General features: G+C 69.9%; 22 protein-coding genes. 1 reads left to right on the top strand and 21 read right to left on the bottom strand.

Annotated elements, in window-relative coordinates:
- Positions 1–95: 95 nt before the first annotated feature.
- The 3 genes from pyrH to rpsB form a co-directional block, all read right to left on the bottom strand.
- Positions 96–854 carry a UMP kinase gene (gene pyrH / locus AC067M_RS16300; protein WP_478697649.1) on the bottom strand — a complete coding sequence of 253 codons (759 nt, stop codon included), beginning with the start codon at positions 852–854 and terminating at the stop codon, positions 96–98.
- A gap of 200 nt (positions 855–1054) precedes the next feature.
- Complete coding sequence (gene tsf, locus AC067M_RS16295; RefSeq protein WP_478697648.1) at positions 1055–1891, bottom strand: translation elongation factor Ts; 837 nt, start codon at positions 1889–1891, stop codon at positions 1055–1057.
- Between the two features lie 159 nt (positions 1892–2050).
- Positions 2051–2965: a 30S ribosomal protein S2 gene (gene rpsB, locus AC067M_RS16290; protein WP_478697647.1), complete on the bottom strand. Its 915-nt coding sequence runs from the start codon at positions 2963–2965 to the stop codon at positions 2051–2053.
- A gap of 279 nt (positions 2966–3244) precedes the next feature.
- Between rpsB and AC067M_RS16285 the strand changes: the two genes are divergently transcribed.
- Entirely contained in the window at positions 3245–3829 is a 585-nt protein-coding gene (locus tag AC067M_RS16285) for a M23 family metallopeptidase (protein ID WP_478697646.1), read from the top strand.
- A 121-nt stretch (positions 3830–3950) separates the two neighbouring features.
- On the opposite strand, the gene AC067M_RS16280 is transcribed toward AC067M_RS16285, so the two are convergent.
- The 18 genes from AC067M_RS16280 to proS form a co-directional block, all read right to left on the bottom strand.
- Complete coding sequence (locus tag AC067M_RS16280; RefSeq protein WP_478697769.1) at positions 3951–4508, bottom strand: TetR/AcrR family transcriptional regulator; 558 nt, start codon at positions 4506–4508, stop codon at positions 3951–3953.
- A gap of 93 nt (positions 4509–4601) precedes the next feature.
- On the bottom strand, positions 4602–5444 hold the full coding sequence (gene whiG / locus AC067M_RS16275) for an RNA polymerase sigma factor WhiG (protein WP_478697645.1): 843 nt from the start codon (positions 5442–5444) through the stop codon (positions 4602–4604).
- A 261-nt stretch (positions 5445–5705) separates the two neighbouring features.
- Positions 5706–6866, bottom strand: a complete 1161-nt coding sequence (dprA, locus tag AC067M_RS16270; RefSeq protein ID WP_478697644.1) for a DNA-processing protein DprA — start codon at positions 6864–6866, stop codon at positions 5706–5708.
- A complete protein-coding gene (locus AC067M_RS16265) occupies positions 6863–8488 on the bottom strand; it encodes a YifB family Mg chelatase-like AAA ATPase (protein ID WP_478697643.1) in 1626 nt (541 codons plus the stop codon). Before AC067M_RS16265 ends, dprA begins: the two co-directional genes overlap by 4 nt.
- 1 nt (position 8489) lies before the next feature.
- Positions 8490–8891, bottom strand: coding sequence for a YraN family protein (locus tag AC067M_RS16260; RefSeq protein ID WP_478697642.1), 402 nt, complete (start codon positions 8889–8891; stop codon positions 8490–8492).
- Between the two features lie 80 nt (positions 8892–8971).
- Entirely contained in the window at positions 8972–9280 is a 309-nt protein-coding gene (locus AC067M_RS16255; protein ID WP_003993268.1) for a DUF2469 domain-containing protein, read from the bottom strand.
- A gap of 56 nt (positions 9281–9336) precedes the next feature.
- On the bottom strand, positions 9337–9834 hold the full coding sequence (locus AC067M_RS16250) for an NUDIX hydrolase (RefSeq protein WP_478697768.1): 498 nt from the start codon (positions 9832–9834) through the stop codon (positions 9337–9339).
- Between the two features lie 28 nt (positions 9835–9862).
- A complete protein-coding gene (gene lepB, locus AC067M_RS16245; RefSeq protein WP_478697641.1) occupies positions 9863–10639 on the bottom strand; it encodes a signal peptidase I in 777 nt (258 codons plus the stop codon).
- A 51-nt stretch (positions 10640–10690) separates the two neighbouring features.
- Complete coding sequence (gene lepB, locus AC067M_RS16240; protein WP_478697640.1) at positions 10691–11695, bottom strand: signal peptidase I; 1005 nt, start codon at positions 11693–11695, stop codon at positions 10691–10693.
- On the bottom strand, positions 11583–12677 hold the full coding sequence (gene lepB, locus AC067M_RS16235; protein WP_478697639.1) for a signal peptidase I: 1095 nt from the start codon (positions 12675–12677) through the stop codon (positions 11583–11585). The genes lepB (AC067M_RS16240) and lepB (AC067M_RS16235) overlap by 113 nt, the downstream gene beginning before the upstream one ends.
- Positions 12670–13386 carry a signal peptidase I gene (gene lepB / locus AC067M_RS16230; RefSeq protein WP_478697638.1) on the bottom strand — a complete coding sequence of 239 codons (717 nt, stop codon included), beginning with the start codon at positions 13384–13386 and terminating at the stop codon, positions 12670–12672. The genes lepB (AC067M_RS16235) and lepB (AC067M_RS16230) overlap by 8 nt, the downstream gene beginning before the upstream one ends.
- 45 nt (positions 13387–13431) lie before the next feature.
- Positions 13432–13782 (bottom strand): 50S ribosomal protein L19, encoded by a 351-nt coding sequence (gene rplS / locus AC067M_RS16225; RefSeq protein ID WP_053848457.1) that lies wholly within the window; start codon positions 13780–13782, stop codon positions 13432–13434.
- 133 nt (positions 13783–13915) lie between these two features.
- On the bottom strand, positions 13916–14749 hold the full coding sequence (trmD, locus tag AC067M_RS16220; protein WP_478697637.1) for a tRNA (guanosine(37)-N1)-methyltransferase TrmD: 834 nt from the start codon (positions 14747–14749) through the stop codon (positions 13916–13918).
- Entirely contained in the window at positions 14749–15291 is a 543-nt protein-coding gene (gene rimM, locus AC067M_RS16215) for a ribosome maturation factor RimM (protein ID WP_478697636.1), read from the bottom strand. Before rimM ends, trmD begins: the two co-directional genes overlap by 1 nt.
- A 99-nt stretch (positions 15292–15390) precedes the next feature.
- Positions 15391–15630: an RNA-binding protein gene (locus AC067M_RS16210; protein ID WP_003973401.1), complete on the bottom strand. Its 240-nt coding sequence runs from the start codon at positions 15628–15630 to the stop codon at positions 15391–15393.
- 2 nt (positions 15631–15632) lie between these two features.
- Positions 15633–16052, bottom strand: a complete 420-nt coding sequence (rpsP, locus tag AC067M_RS16205) for a 30S ribosomal protein S16 (RefSeq protein ID WP_478697635.1) — start codon at positions 16050–16052, stop codon at positions 15633–15635.
- Between the two features lie 362 nt (positions 16053–16414).
- Positions 16415–17011, bottom strand: coding sequence for a hypothetical protein (locus AC067M_RS16200; RefSeq protein WP_037677558.1), 597 nt, complete (start codon positions 17009–17011; stop codon positions 16415–16417).
- 315 nt (positions 17012–17326) lie between these two features.
- A complete protein-coding gene (gene proS / locus AC067M_RS16195; protein ID WP_478697634.1) occupies positions 17327–18742 on the bottom strand; it encodes a proline--tRNA ligase in 1416 nt (471 codons plus the stop codon).

Genomic DNA, 18742 nt, shown 5'->3' with positions numbered 1-18742 from the left:
TTCCTTGGCGGTGGCGGCGGCCGGCTGCGTCGCGTCTTCTTTCTGCACGGTTCCCGACCGGCAGGACATTGTCCACCCCTGGTCGGGGTCCATGGTCAGTCCCGGCTGCCTTGGTCACCCACAAGCGTGCCGATCTTCTCACCCTTGACGGCGCGCGCGATATTGCCCTCCGCCAGAAGCTCGAAGACGAGGATGGGCAGCTTGTTGTCGCGGCACAGTGTGATGGCGGTGGCGTCGGCGACCTTGAGGTCCCGCGTGATGACCTCGCCGTAGCCGAGGGAGTCGAACTTGACGGCGTCCGGATTGGTCTTCGGGTCGGAGTCGTAGACCCCGTCCACGCCGTTCTTGCCCATCAGCAGCGCCTCGGCGTCGATTTCCAGGGCTCGCTGTGCGGCGGTGGTGTCGGTGGAGAAGTACGGCATGCCCATACCGGCGCCGAAGATGACCACGCGCCCCTTCTCCAGGTGGCGCACCGCGCGCAGCGGGATGTACGGCTCGGCGACCTGGCCCATGGTGATGGCGGTCTGGACCCGGCTGTCGATGCCCTCCTTCTCCAGGAAGTCCTGGAGGGCGAGGCAGTTCATCACGGTGCCGAGCATGCCCATGTAGTCCGAACGGGCACGGTCCATGCCGCGCTGCTGGAGTTCGGCGCCGCGGAAGAAGTTGCCGCCGCCGATGACGACCGCGACCTGTGCGCCGTCCCGTACCACGGCCGCGATCTCGCGGGCGATCTTGTGCACCACGTCGGGGTCCACGCCCAGGCCCCCGCCACCGGAGAAGGCCTCTCCGGACAGCTTCAGCATGTACCGGCCGCGCACTTTGCCGTCGTCGCTCTTCTGGGCCTTGGTGGTCATGGGGATCCCGCCTCTTTCACCTGTTGCACATACGAAGAAGGCCATTGCCGGTGGGGTGTCGTTCGCAACCCATGCTCGGCAATGGCCTCCTCGTCAGATCTGCTGTCGTCCGTCGCGCACGCGTGCGTGGCCGCCTGCGCGAGTGACAGGGACGACTGCTGTCGACCCTATCGGGGTCGCGCTTCGATCGCCGTACGGACTCAGATGCCGACCTTGATGCGCGAGAAGCGCTTCAGGGTGACACCGGCCTCGTCCAGGACCTTCTGGACCGACTTCTTGTTGTCGAGCGCGTACGGCTGACCGAGCAGCGTGGCGTCCTTGAAGAAGCCGTTCAGGCGACCCTCGACGATCTTGGCGATCGCGGCCTCGGGCTTGCCCTCGGCGCGGGTGGTCTCCTCGGCGATACGGCGCTCGGACTCGACGACGTCGGCCGGCACCTCCTCCTTGGAGAGGTACTTCGGCGCGAAGGCGGCGATGTGCTGGGCGATGCCCTTGGCGACCTCGGCGTTCGGCTTGTCCAGCTCGACGAGGACACCGATCTGCGGGGGCAGGTCGGGCATCGTGCGGTGCATGTACGCGAGCACGAAGCCGTCCGCGAACTGCGCGAAGCGGTCCAGGACGATCTTCTCGCCGAGGTTGGCGTTGGCCTCGTCCACGAACGCCTGGACGGTCTTGCCGGCCTCGATCTCGGAGGCGAGCAGGGCCTCGAGGTCGGCCGGGGAGGTCTTGGCGACGTGCTCAGCGATCGCGGTGGCGGCGGCCTGGAACTTGTCACCCTTGGCGACGAAGTCCGTCTCGCACTTCAGCTCTACGAGGACACCGGAGGAGTTGTCGTCGGCGATGATCGAGACCACGGCGCCGTTCTCGGCGGAGCGGCCCTCGCGCTTGGCGACGCCCTTCTGGCCCTTGATGCGAAGCGCCTCGACGGCCTTCTCGACGCTGCCCTCGGCCTCGTCCAGCGCCTTCTTGCAGTCCATCATGCCGGCGCCCGTGAGCTCACGGAGCTTCTTGACGTCGGCGGCGGTGTAGTTCGCCATGAGTCTGTGAATCTTTCTCGAAGTCTGGAAGATCGAAGATCTACGGGGTCTACAGCTCCCATGGAGTAGCGGGGGCCGCCGACTCTCCGCTGACCTACGGGTGAACGGCGGGAGCGGTTTTCATGTCACCGCTCCCGCCGTCACACGGACGCTGACGGGTCAGGCCTGCTCAGCCTCGGCGGCCGGAGCCTCGGCAGCCGGGGCCTCCGTGGCGGGGGCCTCGGCGGCGGGGGCCTCTTCGGCAGCGGCCTCGGCCGGCTTCTCGCCCTCGGCGGCAGGGGCCTCGGCCTCGTCGGCCTTCTTCTCACCCTCGAGCAGGTCGCGCTCCCACTCGGCGAGCGGCTCGCCCGCGGCCTTCTCGCCCTTGTCACCGGTGGCGACGCGGGAACGGGAGATGAGGCCCTCGGCGACCGCGTCGGCGATCACACGGGTGAGCAGGGTGACGGAGCGGATCGCGTCGTCGTTGCCCGGGATCTTGTAGTCGACCTCGTCGGGGTCGCAGTTGGTGTCGAGGATCGCGACGACCGGGATGTTGAGCTTCCGGGCCTCACCGACCGCGATGTGCTCCTTCTTGGTGTCCACGATCCAGACGGCGCTGGGAACCTTGGACATCTCGCGGATACCGCCGAGGGTCTTCTCCAGCTTGGCCTTCTCGCGCGAGAGCACGAGAAGCTCCTTCTTGGTCAGACCGGACGCGGCGACGTCCTCGAAGTCGATCTGCTCGAGCTCCTTGAGGCGCTGCAGACGCTTGTAGACGGTCGAGAAGTTGGTGAGCATGCCGCCCAGCCAGCGCTGGTTGACGTAGGGCATGCCGACGCGGGTGGCCTGCTCTGCGATGGCCTCCTGCGCCTGCTTCTTCGTGCCGACGAACATGACCGTGCCGCCGTGGGCGACGGTCTCCTTGACGAACTCGTAGGCGCGGTCGATGTACGACAGCGACTGGAGCAGGTCGATGATGTAGATGCCGTTGCGCTCGGTGAAGATGAAGCGCTTCATCTTCGGGTTCCAGCGACGGGTCTGGTGACCGAAGTGGACGCCGCTCTCCAGCAGCTCCCGCATCGTGACGACGGCCATGGCCGTATCTCCTTGAATTTCTCGGTTGTGCCGCGGATGCCGGACGGCTCCCGCGCCTGACGCCCACGACGCGCCGTGCCACGAAGGACCGAGGGGCGCTTGATACGTACGGGCCGTTGCCGGCCGTCTCATATCGGGGCGTGCGAAGTCGACCCGGTGACCCGGATCGCCAGAAGAAGTGTACGGGACCCGGGAGGTACCGGGTGACGCCACTGTCCACAACCGGGGAGTAATCCACAGATCCAGCCATGATCGGCGGGCCTGCGCAAGGCTCCTGCCATGCGAGCGAACCGACACGTGCGAGCGGCCTGGACGTTGCTGGTGGCCCTGACCATTGCTGTCCTGGCCCCCATGGCCTGGGCGGACGCCCCGGCACCACCACCCGCCCCCGCGCCGACACCACCAGTACCGGCCATCGGCCGCACCTGGCCGGTGGGAACGCGCCCCTTGATCCTGCGCGGCTGGGAGCCCCCCGCGACGGCGTACGCCCGCGGCCACCGGGGCGTGGACCTGGCGGCCCCACCGGGGACACCGGTACGGGCGGTGGCGGCGGGCAGGGTGTCCTTCGCCGGCCGGGTGGCAGGCAAGCCGGTCGTCTCGGTGGAGCTGCCCGGCACGGGCACCCCACCCCTGCGGACGACGTACGAACCGGTACGCCCGTCGGTGACGAAGGGCGACGAGGTCCAGGCGGGCCAGCCGATCGGCACGGTGGAACCGACGGGCTCCCACTGCTCGGCCACGTGCGTGCACTGGGGCCTGCTGAGAGGCGACACCTACCTGGACCCCCTCACCCTGCTGCCACCGTGGCTGCTGCACAGGGGGCCCGCACGCTTGCTGCCGGTGCTGGGGGTGCCACTGCCGTAGCCGCCCCGGCCGAACGCTGCCGTGGCTGCGGGCAGTCGTGCCGCTGGGGGCGGCTCCCGACCCAGAGAATGGCGGCACCCCGCCGGCACGGGCGGACGCCCCACCCCAGCCACACCAGACCTCAGCCCTGAACCCCCCGCAACGCCATGGACACCGCCGCATCGGTGATCGCCGCGGGGTCCTCCGCCGCCCCCAGCTCGATCCTCCGCACAGCCGCGTCCACAACTCCCTGCAGCAACATCGCCGCCAACCGAGGCTCCGCGTGCCCCATCTCCCCCAACGCCTCCACGATCATGGCCACAAGCCCCCCGTGCGCCGCCCGGATCTTCTCCCGGGCCCCCGCATCGAGTTCACTCGCCGAGATCGCCACAACGGCCCGGTGCCGCCGGTCCCCCACCAGCGCCAGCTGCTGCCGCACATACGCCTCGACCTTGGCCTCGGGCCCGTCCGCCGCCGCCATCGCCGCCGAGACCTCCGCCGCCCAGACCGGGAAGTCGACCTCGCACAGCTCCTCGACGACGGCCGCCCGCGACCGGAAGTACTCGTAGACGGACGACCGCGCCAGCCCCGTCCGCTCGGCGAGGGCCGGGAAGGTCAGAGCCTCCGTCCCGCCCTCGGACAACAAAGAACGCGCCGCGTTCAGCAGGGCGGCACGCTGCATCGACCGGTGCTCGGCCACGGAGGCCGCTCTAATCCTTGGCACGTCAACCACTTTACGGACGTGGCACCCTCGACGGGAGTGACTCCCGCCGACCTGCCCCGGACGGCCGCTTCAACGGCCGAAGCTCGCCAGTTTCGCGCGCAGCTGCAGCACGGACTTGGTATGGATCTGACTGACCCGGCTCTCGGTCACGCCCAGCACGTTGCCGATCTCTGCCAGCGTCAGCCCCTCGTAGTAGTAGAGCGTGACCACGGTCTTCTCCCGCTCGGGCAACGTGTTGATCGCCCGCGCCAGGAAGCGCCGCAGCTCCCGGTCCTCGGCCACCTCCACCGGGTTGTCCGCGGCGGTGTCCTCCAGTGTGTCCATGACGCTCAGGCCGTCCCCGCCGTCGCCCCCGACGTGCAGCAGTTCCTCCAGGGCCACCACGTTCGCCAGCGACAACTGACTGAACACGGCGTGCAGCTCGTCCACCGCGATGCCGAGCTCGGCGGCGACCTCGCCCTCCGTGGGCGTGCGCCGCAGCCGCGCCTCCAGCGTCGCGTACGCCCGCTCCACGTTCCGCGCCTTCTGCCGCACGGACCGCGGGATCCAGTCCAGCGCGCGCAACTCGTCGATCATGGCGCCGCGGATGCGGGTGATCGCGTACGTCTCGAACTTGATCTCCCGGTCGATGTCGAACTTCTCGATCGCGTCGATGAGTCCGAAGACGCCCGAGGACACGAAGTCGGCCTGCTCCACGTTCGGCGGCAGACCGACACTCACCCGTCCCGCCACGTATTTCACGAGTGGTGAGTAGTGCAGGATCAGCTGCTCCCGCAGCCTGTCGTCCCCCGTCGCCTTGTAGGACCGCCACAGCTCGTCGAGCGTCGAGGGAGCGGGCGGCCGCACGCTGCCACCGTCGCGGGCGGCTGGGGGGACAGCCGCCCGGTCGGACCCGGAGGTGTGCTGGGGCATTCGTCGCCTTGTGCCGTTCTGCCGTGAAGTACGTGAGGTGTCGGTCTGATGTCGAGTTGCCGGACTGTGCCCGGATCCTCGTGAGCGTAGCGTGACTGAAGTGTTGCGGTGCGCGAAGAGCGAGGCCTTACCCGTAAGCGGCACGGTGTCGCCGGGTGCTTGGCAGGGTCGCGGCGGTCGCTCTCGGTGACGGCCGATGGATCCCAACTCCGGGAAACCCCAAGGGCTTCGGGGTTCCCCCGGACGGCCGAACACGCTCGGTCAATCTTCACCGCGGCCCTCGCGGGCGGAGAGCATCGCCTGGCGTGTCAACTTCCAGCCATCGCCGTGTCGTTCGACGTAACCAAGTGCTCTAAGTTCGTACAGTCTCGCGATCGCGTCGTCCTCGGCCGTCTGAGCGCCCCTCGCGACCTCTCCCACGGCCGCCACTCTCCTCGCCGGCAGTGCGGCGAGGACACGCCGGGCTCCCGGTTCCAGCAGGTCACGGGGCAGCACCGGTCCGCGCCGGTCCGGAGCCAGCTCCCCGATGCCGCCGACCTGTTCGACGACCTCGGCGGCGTCGGTGACGAGCACCGCCTCGCCGCGCAGCAGTTCGTGCACACCCGCGGAGAGGCCGCTGGTGGCGGGCCCCGGCACGCCCATGGTGTGCCGGCCGAGACGCTGCGCCGCCCGCGCCGTCACGAGCGATCCGCTGCGGTACGCCGCCTCGACCACCACCGTGCCGCGAGTGAGCGCGGCGATCACCCGGTTCCGCAGGACGAACCGGCTGGGCGTCGGATGGTCACCGGGCGCCAGCTCGCCGATCACGAGCCCCTGTTCCGCGATCCTGGTGATCAGCTCGGTGTGCCCGCGCGGGTAGGGCCGGTCGACTCCGCAGGCGAGGACGGCGACGGTGGCACCACCCGCACCGAGGGCGCCCCGGTGCGCGGCGCCGTCGACCCCGTAGGCGCCGCCGGAGACCACCACCCAGCCGCGCTCGGCGAGGCCCGCGGCGAGGGTGGCGGCCATGTGGGCGCCGTACTCGGTGCAGGCGCGGGCACCGACGACGGCGACCGACCGCAGCGCCCACATCCGCAGGCTGGGCCGTCCGCGCACCCACAGCCCCAGGGGCCGGGCGTCCCCCAGGTCGTCGAGCACCCCTGGCCACTCGACCCCACCAGGACACACGAACCGCACCCCGGCCTCCCGCGCGATCACCAGATCCCGCTCGGGCTCCGCCCTCTCGGCCCGCGCCACCAGCCCGGCCCACCGCGTGTCACTCACCCCAGGCAGGGCGACCCCACCGCCTCGCAACCGCCGCGCCACCTCCACCGCCCCGATCTCCCGCACCCACCGCCCGACGACCTCGTCGCCGGGCTCGATGACACGGGTGAGAAAGACACGGGCGAGCGGCTCGACGCCCGGATCGTCGCCTCCGCTCACGTCAGCGCCCCGATGGACATCGGCACGCCGCGCGGCACCCCGGTGCGCAGTTGCAGCGCCAGGGCGACGTCCGTGGCGTCGGGCCGGTCGTGACCGACGAGGTCGGCGACGGTCCAGGCGACACGCAGGACGCGATCGAGGCCACGCGCCGTCAGCACCCCGCGTTCCAGGCTCCGCTCGGCCTCGTCCATCGCCCCGGGGGCGGCATGCCAGCGGCTGCGCAGTTCCCGGCCCGGGACCTCGCTGTTGGTCCGCCACGGTGTGCCCGCGAGCCGCATGGCTGCCCGTTCCCGGGCGGCCCGCACCCGGGCGGCGACCGTCGCAGTGGACTCGCCCGAGGCTCCGCGCTGCGTGAGCTCGGCCCTGCCGACCGGGTCGACCTCGACGCGCAGATCGACCCGGTCGAGCAGGGGCCCGGAGAGCCTCGCCTGGTAACGGCGGATCGCCGAGGGCGGGCACTCGCAGAGGTTGTCCCTGAGCGAGAACCGCCCGCAGGGGCACGGGTTGGCCGCGAGCACCATCAGGAACCTCGCCGGGAACCGCACCACCCCCGCACTCCGCGCGATCACGACATGGCCCGCTTCCAGGGGCTGTCGCAGGGCGTCGAGCGCGTGGCTGCTGAACTCCGGCGTCTCGTCGAGGAAGAGCACTCCGCGGTGGGCGAGCGACACGGCTCCGGGCCGGGCGACGCCCCCGCCACCGCCGACGAGCGCCTGCATCGTGGCCGAGTGGTGCGGGGCGCAGTACGGCGGGAGGTCGATCATGGGCCTGCCAGGCGGCAGCAGCCCTGCCACCGAGTGCACCGCCGTGACCTCCAGCGATTCTTCCCGGGCGAGGCGGGGCAGGACGGCGGGCAGCCGCTCCGCGAGCATCGTCTTGCCCGCCCCTGGCGGGCCCTCCAGGAACAGGTGGTGCCCGCCCGCCGCGGACACCTCGACCGCGGTGCGCGCCGAGATCTGGCCGACGACGTCGGCGAGGTCGTGTCCCTGGTCGTGCTGGGCCGCGCCGGCGCTGGGCATGCCGGTGGCCGCGGCCGTGCCGGGCACGCGCAGTCCGGCGAGGAGGGGATCGGGGCGCCCCGGCTCCTCCGCTTCCTCCTCGGGCACCGGCTCGTCCGTCAGCACGGCGATCAACTGGCGCAGGCTGCGGATGCCGAGCACGGAGATCCCCGGCACCAGCGAGGCCTCGGCGGCGGCGCACTCCGGTACGACCACCTGCTCGTACCCGGCGTCCGCCGCGGCGAGCACCGCCGGGAGGATGCCCCTGACGGGGCGCACCCGCCCGTCCAGGCCCAGCTCTCCGATCATCACGATGTCGGCGAGCACCCGTGGGTCGATCCGCTCGGCGGCACCCAGCACAGCGCAGGCGATCGCCAGGTCAAAGCCGCTGCCCGCTTTCGGCACCGATGCCGGGCTCAGGCCCACGGTGAGCTTCTTCTGCGGCCACTCGCCTCCCGAATTGACCACCGCCGCCCGAACCCGGTCCCGGCTCTCCGTCAGGCTCTTGTCCGGCAGCCCGACCAGTGTGAACGCCGCCACACCCGGCTCCAGGTCGGCCTGGACCTCGACGACGACGCCCTCGACTCCTACGAGGGCCACGGAGCACGTACGTGCGAACCCCATCTCAGGCCACCCCCCGCACGTGCTCGACCACGGGCGCGCCGCGCCGGGGCAGGAGGACGCCGACGAGGTCGATGCGGACGCCTCCGGGTGGGGCTCCGCCGTGTTCCTGGGTCCAGCGTTGTGCGAGGCCCCGCAGACGGTCAGCCTTGAGGGGTGTGATCGCGGCCATGGGGTGCTGGAAGGGCCCCGCCCTGCGGGTCTTCACCTCGCAGATGACCAGGACGTCACCATCCCGCGCCACGATGTCGATCTCCCCGGTCCTGCCGCAGCGCCAGTTGCGCTCCAGGACCGTCACTCCGGCCTCGGCCAGCCGCCGCGCGGCCAGCGTCTCGCCGTACCTGCCGAGAGCACTGCGTGCCCGATGTGCGTTCATGTCGGCACCACCTCCGGCGCCAACCGTCACGCATCCGCCCCCACGAAGTGGATCTTGGTGGGGAACTCAGCGGTTGTGGATAACTCCGTCACCCACTCGGGGCCCGCCCCTCAGCCGCTCGGGAGCTCCAGGTCGCTCTTGTTGAGCTCCTCGATGTTCACGTCCTTGAACGTGAGGACACGTACCTGCTTCACGAACCGGGCCGGCCGATACATGTCCCACACCCAGGCGTCCGCCATGGACACCTCGAAGAACACCTCACCCTGGACCGAGTGCACCTGCATCTCGTAGTCGTTGGTCAGGTAGAAACGCCGCTCGGTCTCGATCACGTATTTGAACAGACCGACGACATCGCGGTACTCCCGGTAGAGCTTCAGCTCCATCTCGGTCTCGTACTTCTCGAGGTCCTCGGCGCTCATGGCATGTTCCCCTTCAGCCGTGCGATCCCACCATTGTGCGCCAGTCCCGTGAGCCTCTAGACGATTTCCGTGTCAAGGATCTCGGGCCTGGCCGGGGGACCTTCGTCGAGCAGCCTGCGCAGCAGCTCGGCGAGTCTGGTCGGATACACCGTCTCATGTGCCCGGCTCAGTTCCTGACACGTCCACCAGCGCGCTCCGGCGACACTGCGCCGTTCCAGCTCGGTGAGGGCCGCGGCCCGGGTGGCCGTCTGGGTCGTACGGGCCAGGTAGTACCACTCGTCCTGGTCCCAGCGTCGGCCCGCGAACGGGAAGGAGCACCTCCGGCGCCACAGCACCGGGCCGAGCTCGACCTCGGTGATGCCGGTCTCCTCCGCGAGTTCCCTGAGCGCGGCCTCCTCACGACTCTCGTCGCCCTCCAGGCCGCCTCCGGGCGTGAACCACCAGTCGTCGGCCGGATCGTCGGGCTCGTGGCCGTGCAGCAGGAGGATGCGGTCCTGAGGGTCGAGGAGGACCACCCTGGCGACCTTCCGCAGGCCGCCCGCATGCGACTCCATGCCCGTACCCGCCTCCGCGTCCGTCTGCTCAGCGGACACCGGCAGGCTCCGTGCGCGTACCGCCCCGGCCGCCGCCCAGCCGCTTGGCGATCGGACCGTAGGCCCCGCCACCCAGGACCAGCACCGCACCCGCGACGATCATGAGGCCGATCGTGCCGAGCGGACCCGGCGAGGAGAGGCTGCCGAGGGCCTCGAAGCCCGTGGGGCGCTTCAGCATGCCGTTCATGGGCCACACGACGGCGTCCACGCGGGCCTGTACGGCCTTCACGGCCACCGTGCCGCTGGCCGCGTCCGTGAGGTGGGCTGAGGAGTCCAGGGAGCCCTGACGCTCGTCACCGAGGAGGAAGAGCCGCCCCTCGGGAACCTTCACCGTGGGGATGTTCTTGTCCTCGGCCGGGCTGCCTGCGGCGAGATACGGTTCGTCGATCTGCTTGCCGTTGACGGTCAGCTTGCCGTCGGTGCAGCAGGAGACCGTGTCCCCGCCGACGGCGACCACACGCTTGACCACGGGAGCGTTGGCCCAGGTGGCGTCCTCGAAGACGACGACGTCACCGCGGCGCACCTCGTCGCCGTCCAACCGCTGCGCCAGCACGCGGTCCCCCGCGTCGATCGTCGGCGTCATGGAGCTGGTCGGCACGGTGTACGGCCGGTAGGCCAGCGCTCCCCAGCCGAAACCGCCCAGGAACAGCAGCAGGCCCAGTGCGACAGCCAGCCCGGACAGTATCTGTCCGGTCCGGCTGCCCACGGGGCCCTTTCCCGCGCCACCGCTGCGCGGGACCGTACGTGTCGCGCTCTCGCCACTCATGGACCCGCACCCTACCCGGGGGTACGGGCCGGGGTCAGCCCATGGTCGAGATCATGACCGGCCCTTGAGCTGGAGGCGCCGGGCCGGCTCGGTCATGAGCCGCCTGCGCCGCCACAGCGCCACCGGCACCACGCCGGCGAGGGCGAGACCCTGCGGGGCGACCGTGAGGCCGGCGGCCGCCGACGACTGGTCGTTCAGGCCGTCCTGGTCGAAGGTGTCCGGGACGGGCAGCGTGCCCCAGCGGTTGATCGGCCAGGCCTTGACGATGGCGCGCCCGACGACCTCCTTGACGGGGACCATGCCGTGGTTCTTGTCCGACTGGTTGTAGCGCGAGTCGCGCGAGTTCTGGCGGTGGTCGCCCATGACCCAGATGTAGCCCTTGGGCACCTTGACCTTGAACTGGCCGCCCTGGTCGTCCATGGTGCACGGGGTGTTGCCCGGGTAGACGTACGGCTCGTTCAGTGCCTTGCCATTGACCCGCAGCGGGCCGGTCTTCTTGCACTCGACGGTGTCGCCGCCGACGCCGACGACCCGCTTGATGAGGTCCTTCTCCTCCGCGGACGGCATCAGGCCGATCCAGCTGAGGAACGTCTGCAGGGCGTTCGGGTCGGGCGTCGGCTCACCCGCCAGCCACTGGGCGGGGTCGTGGAAGACGACGACCTCGCCCCGCTCCGGCTCGGAGCCGAACCACGGGGTCAGCTTGTCGACCAGGACGCGGTCACCCTGCTGGAGGGTGTTCTGCATCGAGTCCGAGGGGATGGAGAACGCCTGCACCAGGAACGTCTTGATCAGCAGCGCCAGCACGAGCGCGATACCGATCAGGATGGGCAGCTCCTTCCAGAAGGAGCGGGGCTTCTTCTGCCTGGGCCCAGGGGTTCCAGGCCCCTCGCCACCACCCTGGGTCACCTCGTCCACCGGCCTGCCGTCCTCAGTCGCTCCGGAGTCACTCCCGGAGGTCACGGCGCTGTCCGCGGCCGGGACGGCAGCTTCCACGGGACGTCCGCGGTGCTCCTCGCCGTCGTGTCCGGACCGTGCGCCAACCGCCACATCCCCCACGCCAACTCCTCACTCTGTGCCACCGCCTGCCCCATACGCGGCGCAGGCCCACCACTCCCATAACGAGCGGGAGTTCCGCAGGGCTCGGGAGCTGGATCGTTCCGTTCGAATCGTCCGGGGCAACCCTATGCGACAGCCGGGGGGCAGCGGTCGACCCGGCCACCGAGTCGGACACGGAAGCGTAGGTGCCGGGTTCGTCGAGGGTGGTCATGTGGGTGAAGGGCCACGCGATCACCATGGCCCGCCCCACCACCTCCTCCTCGGAGACGGTGCCGCCGTAGTCGGTGTCCTGGTGCGAACGGGAGTCCGCCGAGTTGGCCCGGTGGTCGCCCATCACCCACAGCCGTCCCTGGGGGACCGTGATGTCGAACGGCGTGTTGGACGGGGCGTTCCCGGGATAGAGGTAGTCCTCGGCCAGCGGGACGCCGTTGACGGTGACCCGCCCCTGTGTGTCGCAGCACTTCACGCGGTCCCCGCCGACCCCGACGACCCGCTTGATGAGGTCCTTCTCGTCGTCGGAGGGCAGCAGGCCGATGAAGGTGAGCGCCTCCTTGGCCTGCTTGACCACGATCGGGTCGTTCTTCTTCGTGGTCGTCTGCTCGTCCTGCAGCCAGCCGCCCGGGTCCTTGAACACGACGACGTCCCCGCGCTGCGGCTTGGAGCCGAACCACGGGGTGAACTTGTCGACCAGGACGCGGTCGCCGATCTGGATCGTCTGCTCCATGGAGCCCGACGGGATCACGAACGCCTGGACGAGGAAGGTCTTCAGCACCAGCGCTATGAGCACCGCGACGCCGACGAGGAGGGGTATCTCCTTGACCGCCGAGCGCCTGCGGCGGCGCTTGACCTTGCGCTGGAGCTTGCGCCGCTCGGCGCGGCTGCGGCCGGCGGACGGGCCGGGGCCGGCCCGGCGGGAGCCGGTGGGCAGCAGGCTGTCGGCGGGGCTGCTCCCCGCGCCGCGTGGTTTGCCGCGGTTACCCATGGGCGCCCTCCGCGGCGGGCACGCGCGCGTAGGCGTCGGTCCGTTGCAGATGGGAGAGGTGGGCGAAGGGCCAGGCGATCCAGTCGGCGCGCCCGATCACCTCACCGACGGGGATCATGCCGCCGCCCGGTGACCCGAGGTGGTCGCGGGAGTCGCTGGAGTCGCTGCGGTGGTCGCCGAGGAGGAAGAGGGTGCCGTCCGGCACGACGACGTCGAAGGGCACCGAGGAAGGACTGTCGCCGGGGAACAGAAACGCCGACTCGTCGACCGACCGGCCGTTCACCTGGATCCTCCCCTCCTTGTCACAGCAGACCACGTGGTCTCCCCCCACACCCACAACGCGCTTGACGTAGTCGGCGTCCCCGAAATACCCAGTGCCGTCGAACACAATCACGTCGCCCCGCCGCGGCTCGGCCCCGAAACGGTATGCCAACTTATTTACGAGAACGCGGTCCCCGATCCTCAATCCCTGTTCCATGGATCCGCTCGGAATCTGGAACGGTTGCACCACGAACCTGTTGAGGATCAGCAAAAACAGCAGGCAGACGAGCAGGGTGAGACTGATCCAGCCGCCCGGAAGCCAGTTGGTGATCCGCGACACCAACGAGAAACGCGACCGTCCCTCCTGTCCCCCTGTGTCCGAGATCGCCTCGGAATCGGAAGGGCGGGAGGAGCGGTCGCGCTCCGTCGGCTGTGCTTCGGTGTCCATCGGAGCCAGATGCTATCCGGCCCCGCTGTGAACCCCGGGAAGCGCTCAGTTCTCGCGCTTCTCCTTGATCTTCGCGGCCTTGCCGCGCAGCTCGCGCAGGTAGTACAGCTTCGCGCGACGCACGTCACCGCGGGTGACGAGCTCGATCTTCTCGACGATCGGGGTGTGCACCGGGAAGGTGCGCTCGACGCCGACGGAGAACGAGACCTTGCGGACCGTGAAGGTCTCGCGGACACCGGCGCCCTGGCGACGGATCACAACGCCCTTGAACTGCTGCACACGGGAGCGGTTGCCCTCGATGACGCGGACGTGGACGTTGACGGTGTCACCCGGGCGGAAGGCCGGGATGTCGCTGCGCAGCGACGCGGAGTCGACGGAGTCGAGCAGGTGAGACATTTCGTCTGCTTTCTTCGCTGATGCCACAGGTCATCAACGGGAACTAGAGGTTCTGGATGAGGCCGTGCGCGTCGGGGCGGGCGTCGTGTCCCCCTGTGGCAGGGGCGCACGCCGGACGGCGCACAACAGCGACCTATTCTTCCACGCCCTGAGTCCTGCGCCAAAATCGGCCGTACGGCTCACCCTCCGGGTCCGGTGCCCAGCCCAGGATGGAGAGCATCTCGCGGTCCTTCTTGTCGAAGGCCTTGGGATCGCAACGCTCGATGAGGTCGGGGCGGTTGGCCGTCGTACGCCGTAGTGCCTCGTCGCGGCGCCAGCGGGCGATCTTCCCGTGGTGGCCGCTGAGCAGCACCTCCGGGATCCCGCGGCCGCGCCACTCGGGCGGCTTGGTGTAGACGGGCCCCTCCAGGAGGCTGGCCATGGCGCCGGGCGCGAAGGAGTCGTCCCGGTGGGACTCGGCGTTGCCCAGAACTCCGGGCAGCAGCCGCGCCACGGCCTCGGTGACGACGAGTACGGCCGCCTCGCCGCCGGCGAGGACGTAGTCGCCGATGGACACCTCGTAGACGGGCATCCGGGTCGCGTACTCGTCGATGACCCGGCGGTCGATGCCCTCGTAGCGCGCCGGCGTGAAGATCAGCCAGGGACGCTCGGAGAGTTCGACGGCGAGTTCCTGGGTGAAGGGGCGTCCGCTGGGGGTCGGCACGATCAGAGCCGGTGCGTGGGAGCCCGTCTCGTAACCGTCGGCGAGGGCGGAGTCCAGGGCGTCGCCCCAGGGGTCGGTCTTCATGACCATGCCGGGTCCGCCGCCGTAGGGCGTGTCGTCGACCGTGTTGTGGCGGTCGTACGTCCAGGAGCGCAGATCGTGCACATGGACGTTCAGCTGTCCACGCGCGCGTGCCTTGCCGACCAGGGAGACGTTCAGGGGCTCCAGGTACTCGGGAAAGATCGTGACGACGTCGAGGCGCATCAGGACTCTTCCCGGGACGAGGCGATCTCGGCGTTGTCGTCGATCAGCCCGGGCGGCGGGGTGATGACGGCCCGCTGTTCCTCCAGGTCGATCTCGGTGACGATCTCCTCGACGAACGGGATCATGACCTCGGTGCCGTCCGGGCGCTCCACGATGAACAGGTCCTGCGAGGGCAGGTGCGAGATCTCGGTGATCCTGCCGACCTCCACGCCGTCGGCGGTCACCACGTCGAGGTCCATGAGCTGGTGGTCGTAGTACTCGTCCTCGTCCTCGGGGAGCTCGTTCGGGTCGACGTCCGCGATGAGGAGGATGTTGCGCAGCGCCTCGGCGGCGGTGCGGTCGCCGACGCCCTCGAAGCGCAGAAGGAGCCGGCCGCTGTGGACGCGGCCCGTCTCGATGGTGAGCGGTCCCGCGGAGGCGGGATCGGTGGCGAGTACGGCGCCGGGGGCGAGCCTGAGTTCCGGCTCGTCGGTACGTACCTCGACGGTGACCTCACCCTTGATGCCATGGGCACGGCCGATCCGTGCGACTACCAGCTGCACGTGTCCAAATCTCCTGTCGTACGACTACGGGCCGGGGACGGCCCAGTGGCCCTCCCCGGCCCGAGCCGGTCCGGCGAATCCCGCCGGTTGCGATAAGCGTCAGCGGACGTGGTCCACGTCGACGAGGTCGACGCGGACACCGCGGCCGCCGATGGCGCCCACGACGGTGCGCAGAGCGCGTGCGGTGCGGCCGTTACGGCCGATCACCTTGCCGAGGTCGTCCGGGTGGACCCGGACCTCGAGCACGCGCCCGCGACGCAGGTTGCGCGAGGCGACCTGCACATCGTCAGGGTTGTCGACGATGCCCTTCACGAGGTGCTCGAGAGCCTCCTCGAGCATGCTCAGGCCTCGGTCGACTCGGACTCAGCCGCAGCCTCGTCCTTCTTCTCAGCCTTCTTCTTCTGGGTGATCGCCTCACCCTTGCCCTCGTCGTCGCCGCCGAGGGACTCGAACGACACGCGCGCGGCCTTCGGCTCGGCGACGAGCAGCGGCGCCGGGGCGGGCTCGCCCTTGAACTTCTGCCAGTCGCCGGTCTTCTTCAGGATGGCGAGCACGGGCTCGGTCGGCTGGGCGCCGACACCGAGCCAGTACGCGACGCGCTCGGCGTCCACCTCGATGACCGAGGGGTGGTACGTCGGGTGGTACTTGCCGATCTCCTCGATCGCACGGCCGTCACGACGGGTACGGGAGTCGGCGACGACGATGCGGTAGTGAGGCGAACGGATCTTGCCCAGACGCTTCAGCTTGATCTTGACTGCCACGGGAGTGGGTTCTCCTGGATTTGACGTGGTTGGGCACGGCGAGATGGCCGCGTGGGGTTGCGGTACCCGAGTGCCCGATGGACGCGTCAGCCGGAGGAGAGAGGGGTCCTGTGCGACTGTCGAGTACAGCTAGCCATTGTGCCACACCCTGCGGGTCACCTTGAGCCACAGGGTGTACGAGGGCACGCCTGAGGGGCACCCGGCGCCGGGTGCCTTCGGGTACGACGCGCAACCCGGCGCTTGCGGGGTGCCGCCTACGCCACCCGAGCCGCCCAGCGGCCCGACTGCCCGCGGATGAGCGGACACGACACCCCGCGCCCCGAACCGACAGCCACGAGATGCCGGTTCCCGCGCGCCCGCCGTTACGCCGCGCCCATGACCTCCGGGATGCGGAACGGCTTGCCGCAGCCGCCGCAGACGATGGGGGCCTGAGCCAGGACCGACGGGACGACGCGGACGTTGCGGCCGCAGTCGCACACCGCCTTGACGCGGACGCCACCGCCGGACGAGCCGTGCCGGGCGGCGGGGCCGCGGAAGGCGCGGGTGGTCTCGGCGGAGGTGGCCGCCGTGTGCGCCTTCAGGGCGCGCTGCAGGCGCTCGATCGTCGGCCGGTAGCGGCGTTTCGCCTCGGGGTTGAGCGTGACCAGCGAGAATCCGCTGCTGGGATGCGGCTCCTCGGGGTGGTCCAGGCCCAGCTCCTCGGCGATCGCGAGGAATCTGCGGTTGTGGTAGCGGCCGGCGCGGGAGGTGTCGCGGACTCCGCGTGCGGCCGCGATGCCGTGGACTGCCTCGTGAAGCAGTCGCTCGAAGGAGAGCTCGTGACCGCACGCGGACGACGACTCCCCGATCAGGGACTCTGGCGCGGCGAGATCCGGCAGCTCGGGGTGGTACCGCTGAATGTCGGCCCACGCCTGTGCCAGCTCTGCGGCGAGAACAGGTGGTGTCTGTGTCGTGCTCACGTAATGACAACGAGCCGGGGTGCCCCTGTGTTCCGATTCCGGGCCATCCCAAATAATTTGCACGTACCCGTCAGTTGCGAATGATGCGCCCTGACGAGGGCGGGTGCGCCGATCTGCGGAGAAGCCTCACAGCTCATACCAAGCTGGTGCGTAGTTCGCCCTACGCCCACCCGTCTCCCACCACCACCCTCAACCGAGGCTCTTCGGGCCACCCCTCTGTCCCGGCGCGTAGACGATGTCCGCGCGCCGGGGCAGGTGAGGTCCGCGAGCGCGCAAGGGGCGTTTCGGTCGCTCTTCCGCTCGGAGGGCGCTACCTCAGTAAGCGCGCGCCACGATCGCGACGTTACCCGGCGCGTCGCCCTCCTCCGGGACCGACCCGTCCTCGGCAACCAGACACCGTACGGTCACCGCGTGGTCGGCGAGCTTGTTCTCACCCTCCTCACCGAGGGTCGCCCACGGGATGCGCGCCCAGTTGCCGGCGGTCGCGGCCTCGACGGCCTCCTCGATCGAGGACACGTCTGCCGTACGGGACACCCGACGCTCCCGGGACTGCTTCAGCAGCAGCGCCTGGTCCTCTTCCAGGACGCTGGGCAGCAGCTCGGCCAGCGCGTCCAGGGACACCGGTTCCTTGCCTCCGGGGATGCGGCGGGCCAGCATCGCGGTGCCGTTCTCCAGGTCGCGCGGACCGATCTCGATGCGGACGGGCACACCCTTGAGCTCCCAGTCGACGGCGCGGCGGCCGAAGGGGGTGTCGGTGCGGTCGTCGACCTGGACACGGATGCCGGCCGCCTTGAGCCGGTCGCCGATCTCACGGACCTTGGCCAGAACCGCCTCGTCGCCCTTGATCGCGAGGACGACGGCCTGGATCTGGGCCAGGCGCGGCGGGACACGCAGCCCGTTGTCGTCGCCGTGCATCATCACCAAGGCGCCGATCATGCGAGTGGTGGAGCCCCAGGAGGTCTGCCAGACCAGTTCCTGGGTGCCGTCCTTCGACAGGTACGAGGTGTTGAACGCCTTGGCGAAGTTCTGCCCCAGCTCATGGCTGGTGGCCATCTGCAGCGCCTTGCCGTCGCCCATCATCCCTTCGAGGGTGAGGGTGTTGATGGCACCGGCGAACCGCTCCTTGACGGTCTTGCGGCCGGGCACGACGTCCATCGCGAGGACGTTCACCATGAAGTCCTCGTAGACCTCGCGGTGGATGTGCGAGGCGAAGGCGCGCGCGTCCTCGTACGTGGCGTGCGCCGTGTGGCCCTCCTGCCAGAGGAACTCGGTGGTGCGCAGGAAGAGCCGGGGCCGCAGCTCCCAGCGGACCACGTTGGCCCACTGGTTGATCAGCAGGGGCAGGTCGCGGTAGCTCTGCACCCACTTCGAGAAGTAGTCGTTGATGATCATCTCGGAGGTGGGGCGGACCACCGCCGGCTCCTCCAGCTCCTTGCCGCCGCCATGCGTGACCACGGCGAGTTCGGGCGCGAAACCCTCGACGTGGTCGGCCTCACGCGTGAGGTACGACTGCGGGATCAGCAGCGGGAAGTACGCGTTCTGGGTGCCCGTCTCCTTGATCCGGGCGTCCATCTCGGCCTGCATGCGCTCCCACAGCCCGTACCCGTACGGTCGGATCACCATGGTGCCGCGCACCGGCCCGTTGTCGGCCAGCTCGGCCTTGGCGATCAGATCCTGGTACCAGCGCGGGAAGTCGTCCGCCCTGGGCGTGAGAACGGGTGCTTTTGCCAT

The organism is Streptomyces sp. NPDC043427 (genome assembly GCF_056436655.1).
The sequence above is the reverse complement of the archived record's forward strand: the minus strand, read 5'-3'. Positions and strand labels throughout refer to the sequence as shown.

What these genes read in the sequence shown, in the direction of transcription:
- pyrH (WP_478697649.1), bottom strand. Translation starts at nt 854, where the DNA reads ATGACCACCAAGGCCCAGAAGAGCGACGACGGCAAAGTGCGCGGCCGG.
- tsf (WP_478697648.1), bottom strand. Translation starts at nt 1,891, where the DNA reads ATGGCGAACTACACCGCCGCCGACGTCAAGAAGCTCCGTGAGCTCACG.
- rpsB (WP_478697647.1), bottom strand. Translation starts at nt 2,965, where the DNA reads ATGGCCGTCGTCACGATGCGGGAGCTGCTGGAGAGCGGCGTCCACTTC.
- AC067M_RS16285 (WP_478697646.1), top strand. Translation starts at nt 3,245, where the DNA reads ATGCGAGCGAACCGACACGTGCGAGCGGCCTGGACGTTGCTGGTGGCC.
- whiG (WP_478697645.1), bottom strand. Translation starts at nt 5,444, where the DNA reads ATGCCCCAGCACACCTCCGGGTCCGACCGGGCGGCTGTCCCCCCAGCC.
- AC067M_RS16265 (WP_478697643.1), bottom strand. Translation starts at nt 8,488, where the DNA reads ATGGGGTTCGCACGTACGTGCTCCGTGGCCCTCGTAGGAGTCGAGGGC.
- AC067M_RS16255 (WP_003993268.1), bottom strand. Translation starts at nt 9,280, where the DNA reads ATGAGCGCCGAGGACCTCGAGAAGTACGAGACCGAGATGGAGCTGAAG.
- AC067M_RS16250 (WP_478697768.1), bottom strand. Translation starts at nt 9,834, where the DNA reads ATGGAGTCGCATGCGGGCGGCCTGCGGAAGGTCGCCAGGGTGGTCCTC.
- lepB (WP_478697641.1), bottom strand. Translation starts at nt 10,639, where the DNA reads ATGAGTGGCGAGAGCGCGACACGTACGGTCCCGCGCAGCGGTGGCGCG.
- lepB (WP_478697639.1), bottom strand. Translation starts at nt 12,677, where the DNA reads ATGGGTAACCGCGGCAAACCACGCGGCGCGGGGAGCAGCCCCGCCGAC.
- lepB (WP_478697638.1), bottom strand. Translation starts at nt 13,386, where the DNA reads ATGGACACCGAAGCACAGCCGACGGAGCGCGACCGCTCCTCCCGCCCT.
- rplS (WP_053848457.1), bottom strand. Translation starts at nt 13,782, where the DNA reads ATGTCTCACCTGCTCGACTCCGTCGACTCCGCGTCGCTGCGCAGCGAC.
- trmD (WP_478697637.1), bottom strand. Translation starts at nt 14,749, where the DNA reads ATGCGCCTCGACGTCGTCACGATCTTTCCCGAGTACCTGGAGCCCCTG.
- AC067M_RS16210 (WP_003973401.1), bottom strand. Translation starts at nt 15,630, where the DNA reads ATGCTCGAGGAGGCTCTCGAGCACCTCGTGAAGGGCATCGTCGACAAC.
- proS (WP_478697634.1), bottom strand. Translation starts at nt 18,742, where the DNA reads ATGGCAAAAGCACCCGTTCTCACGCCCAGGGCGGACGACTTCCCGCGC.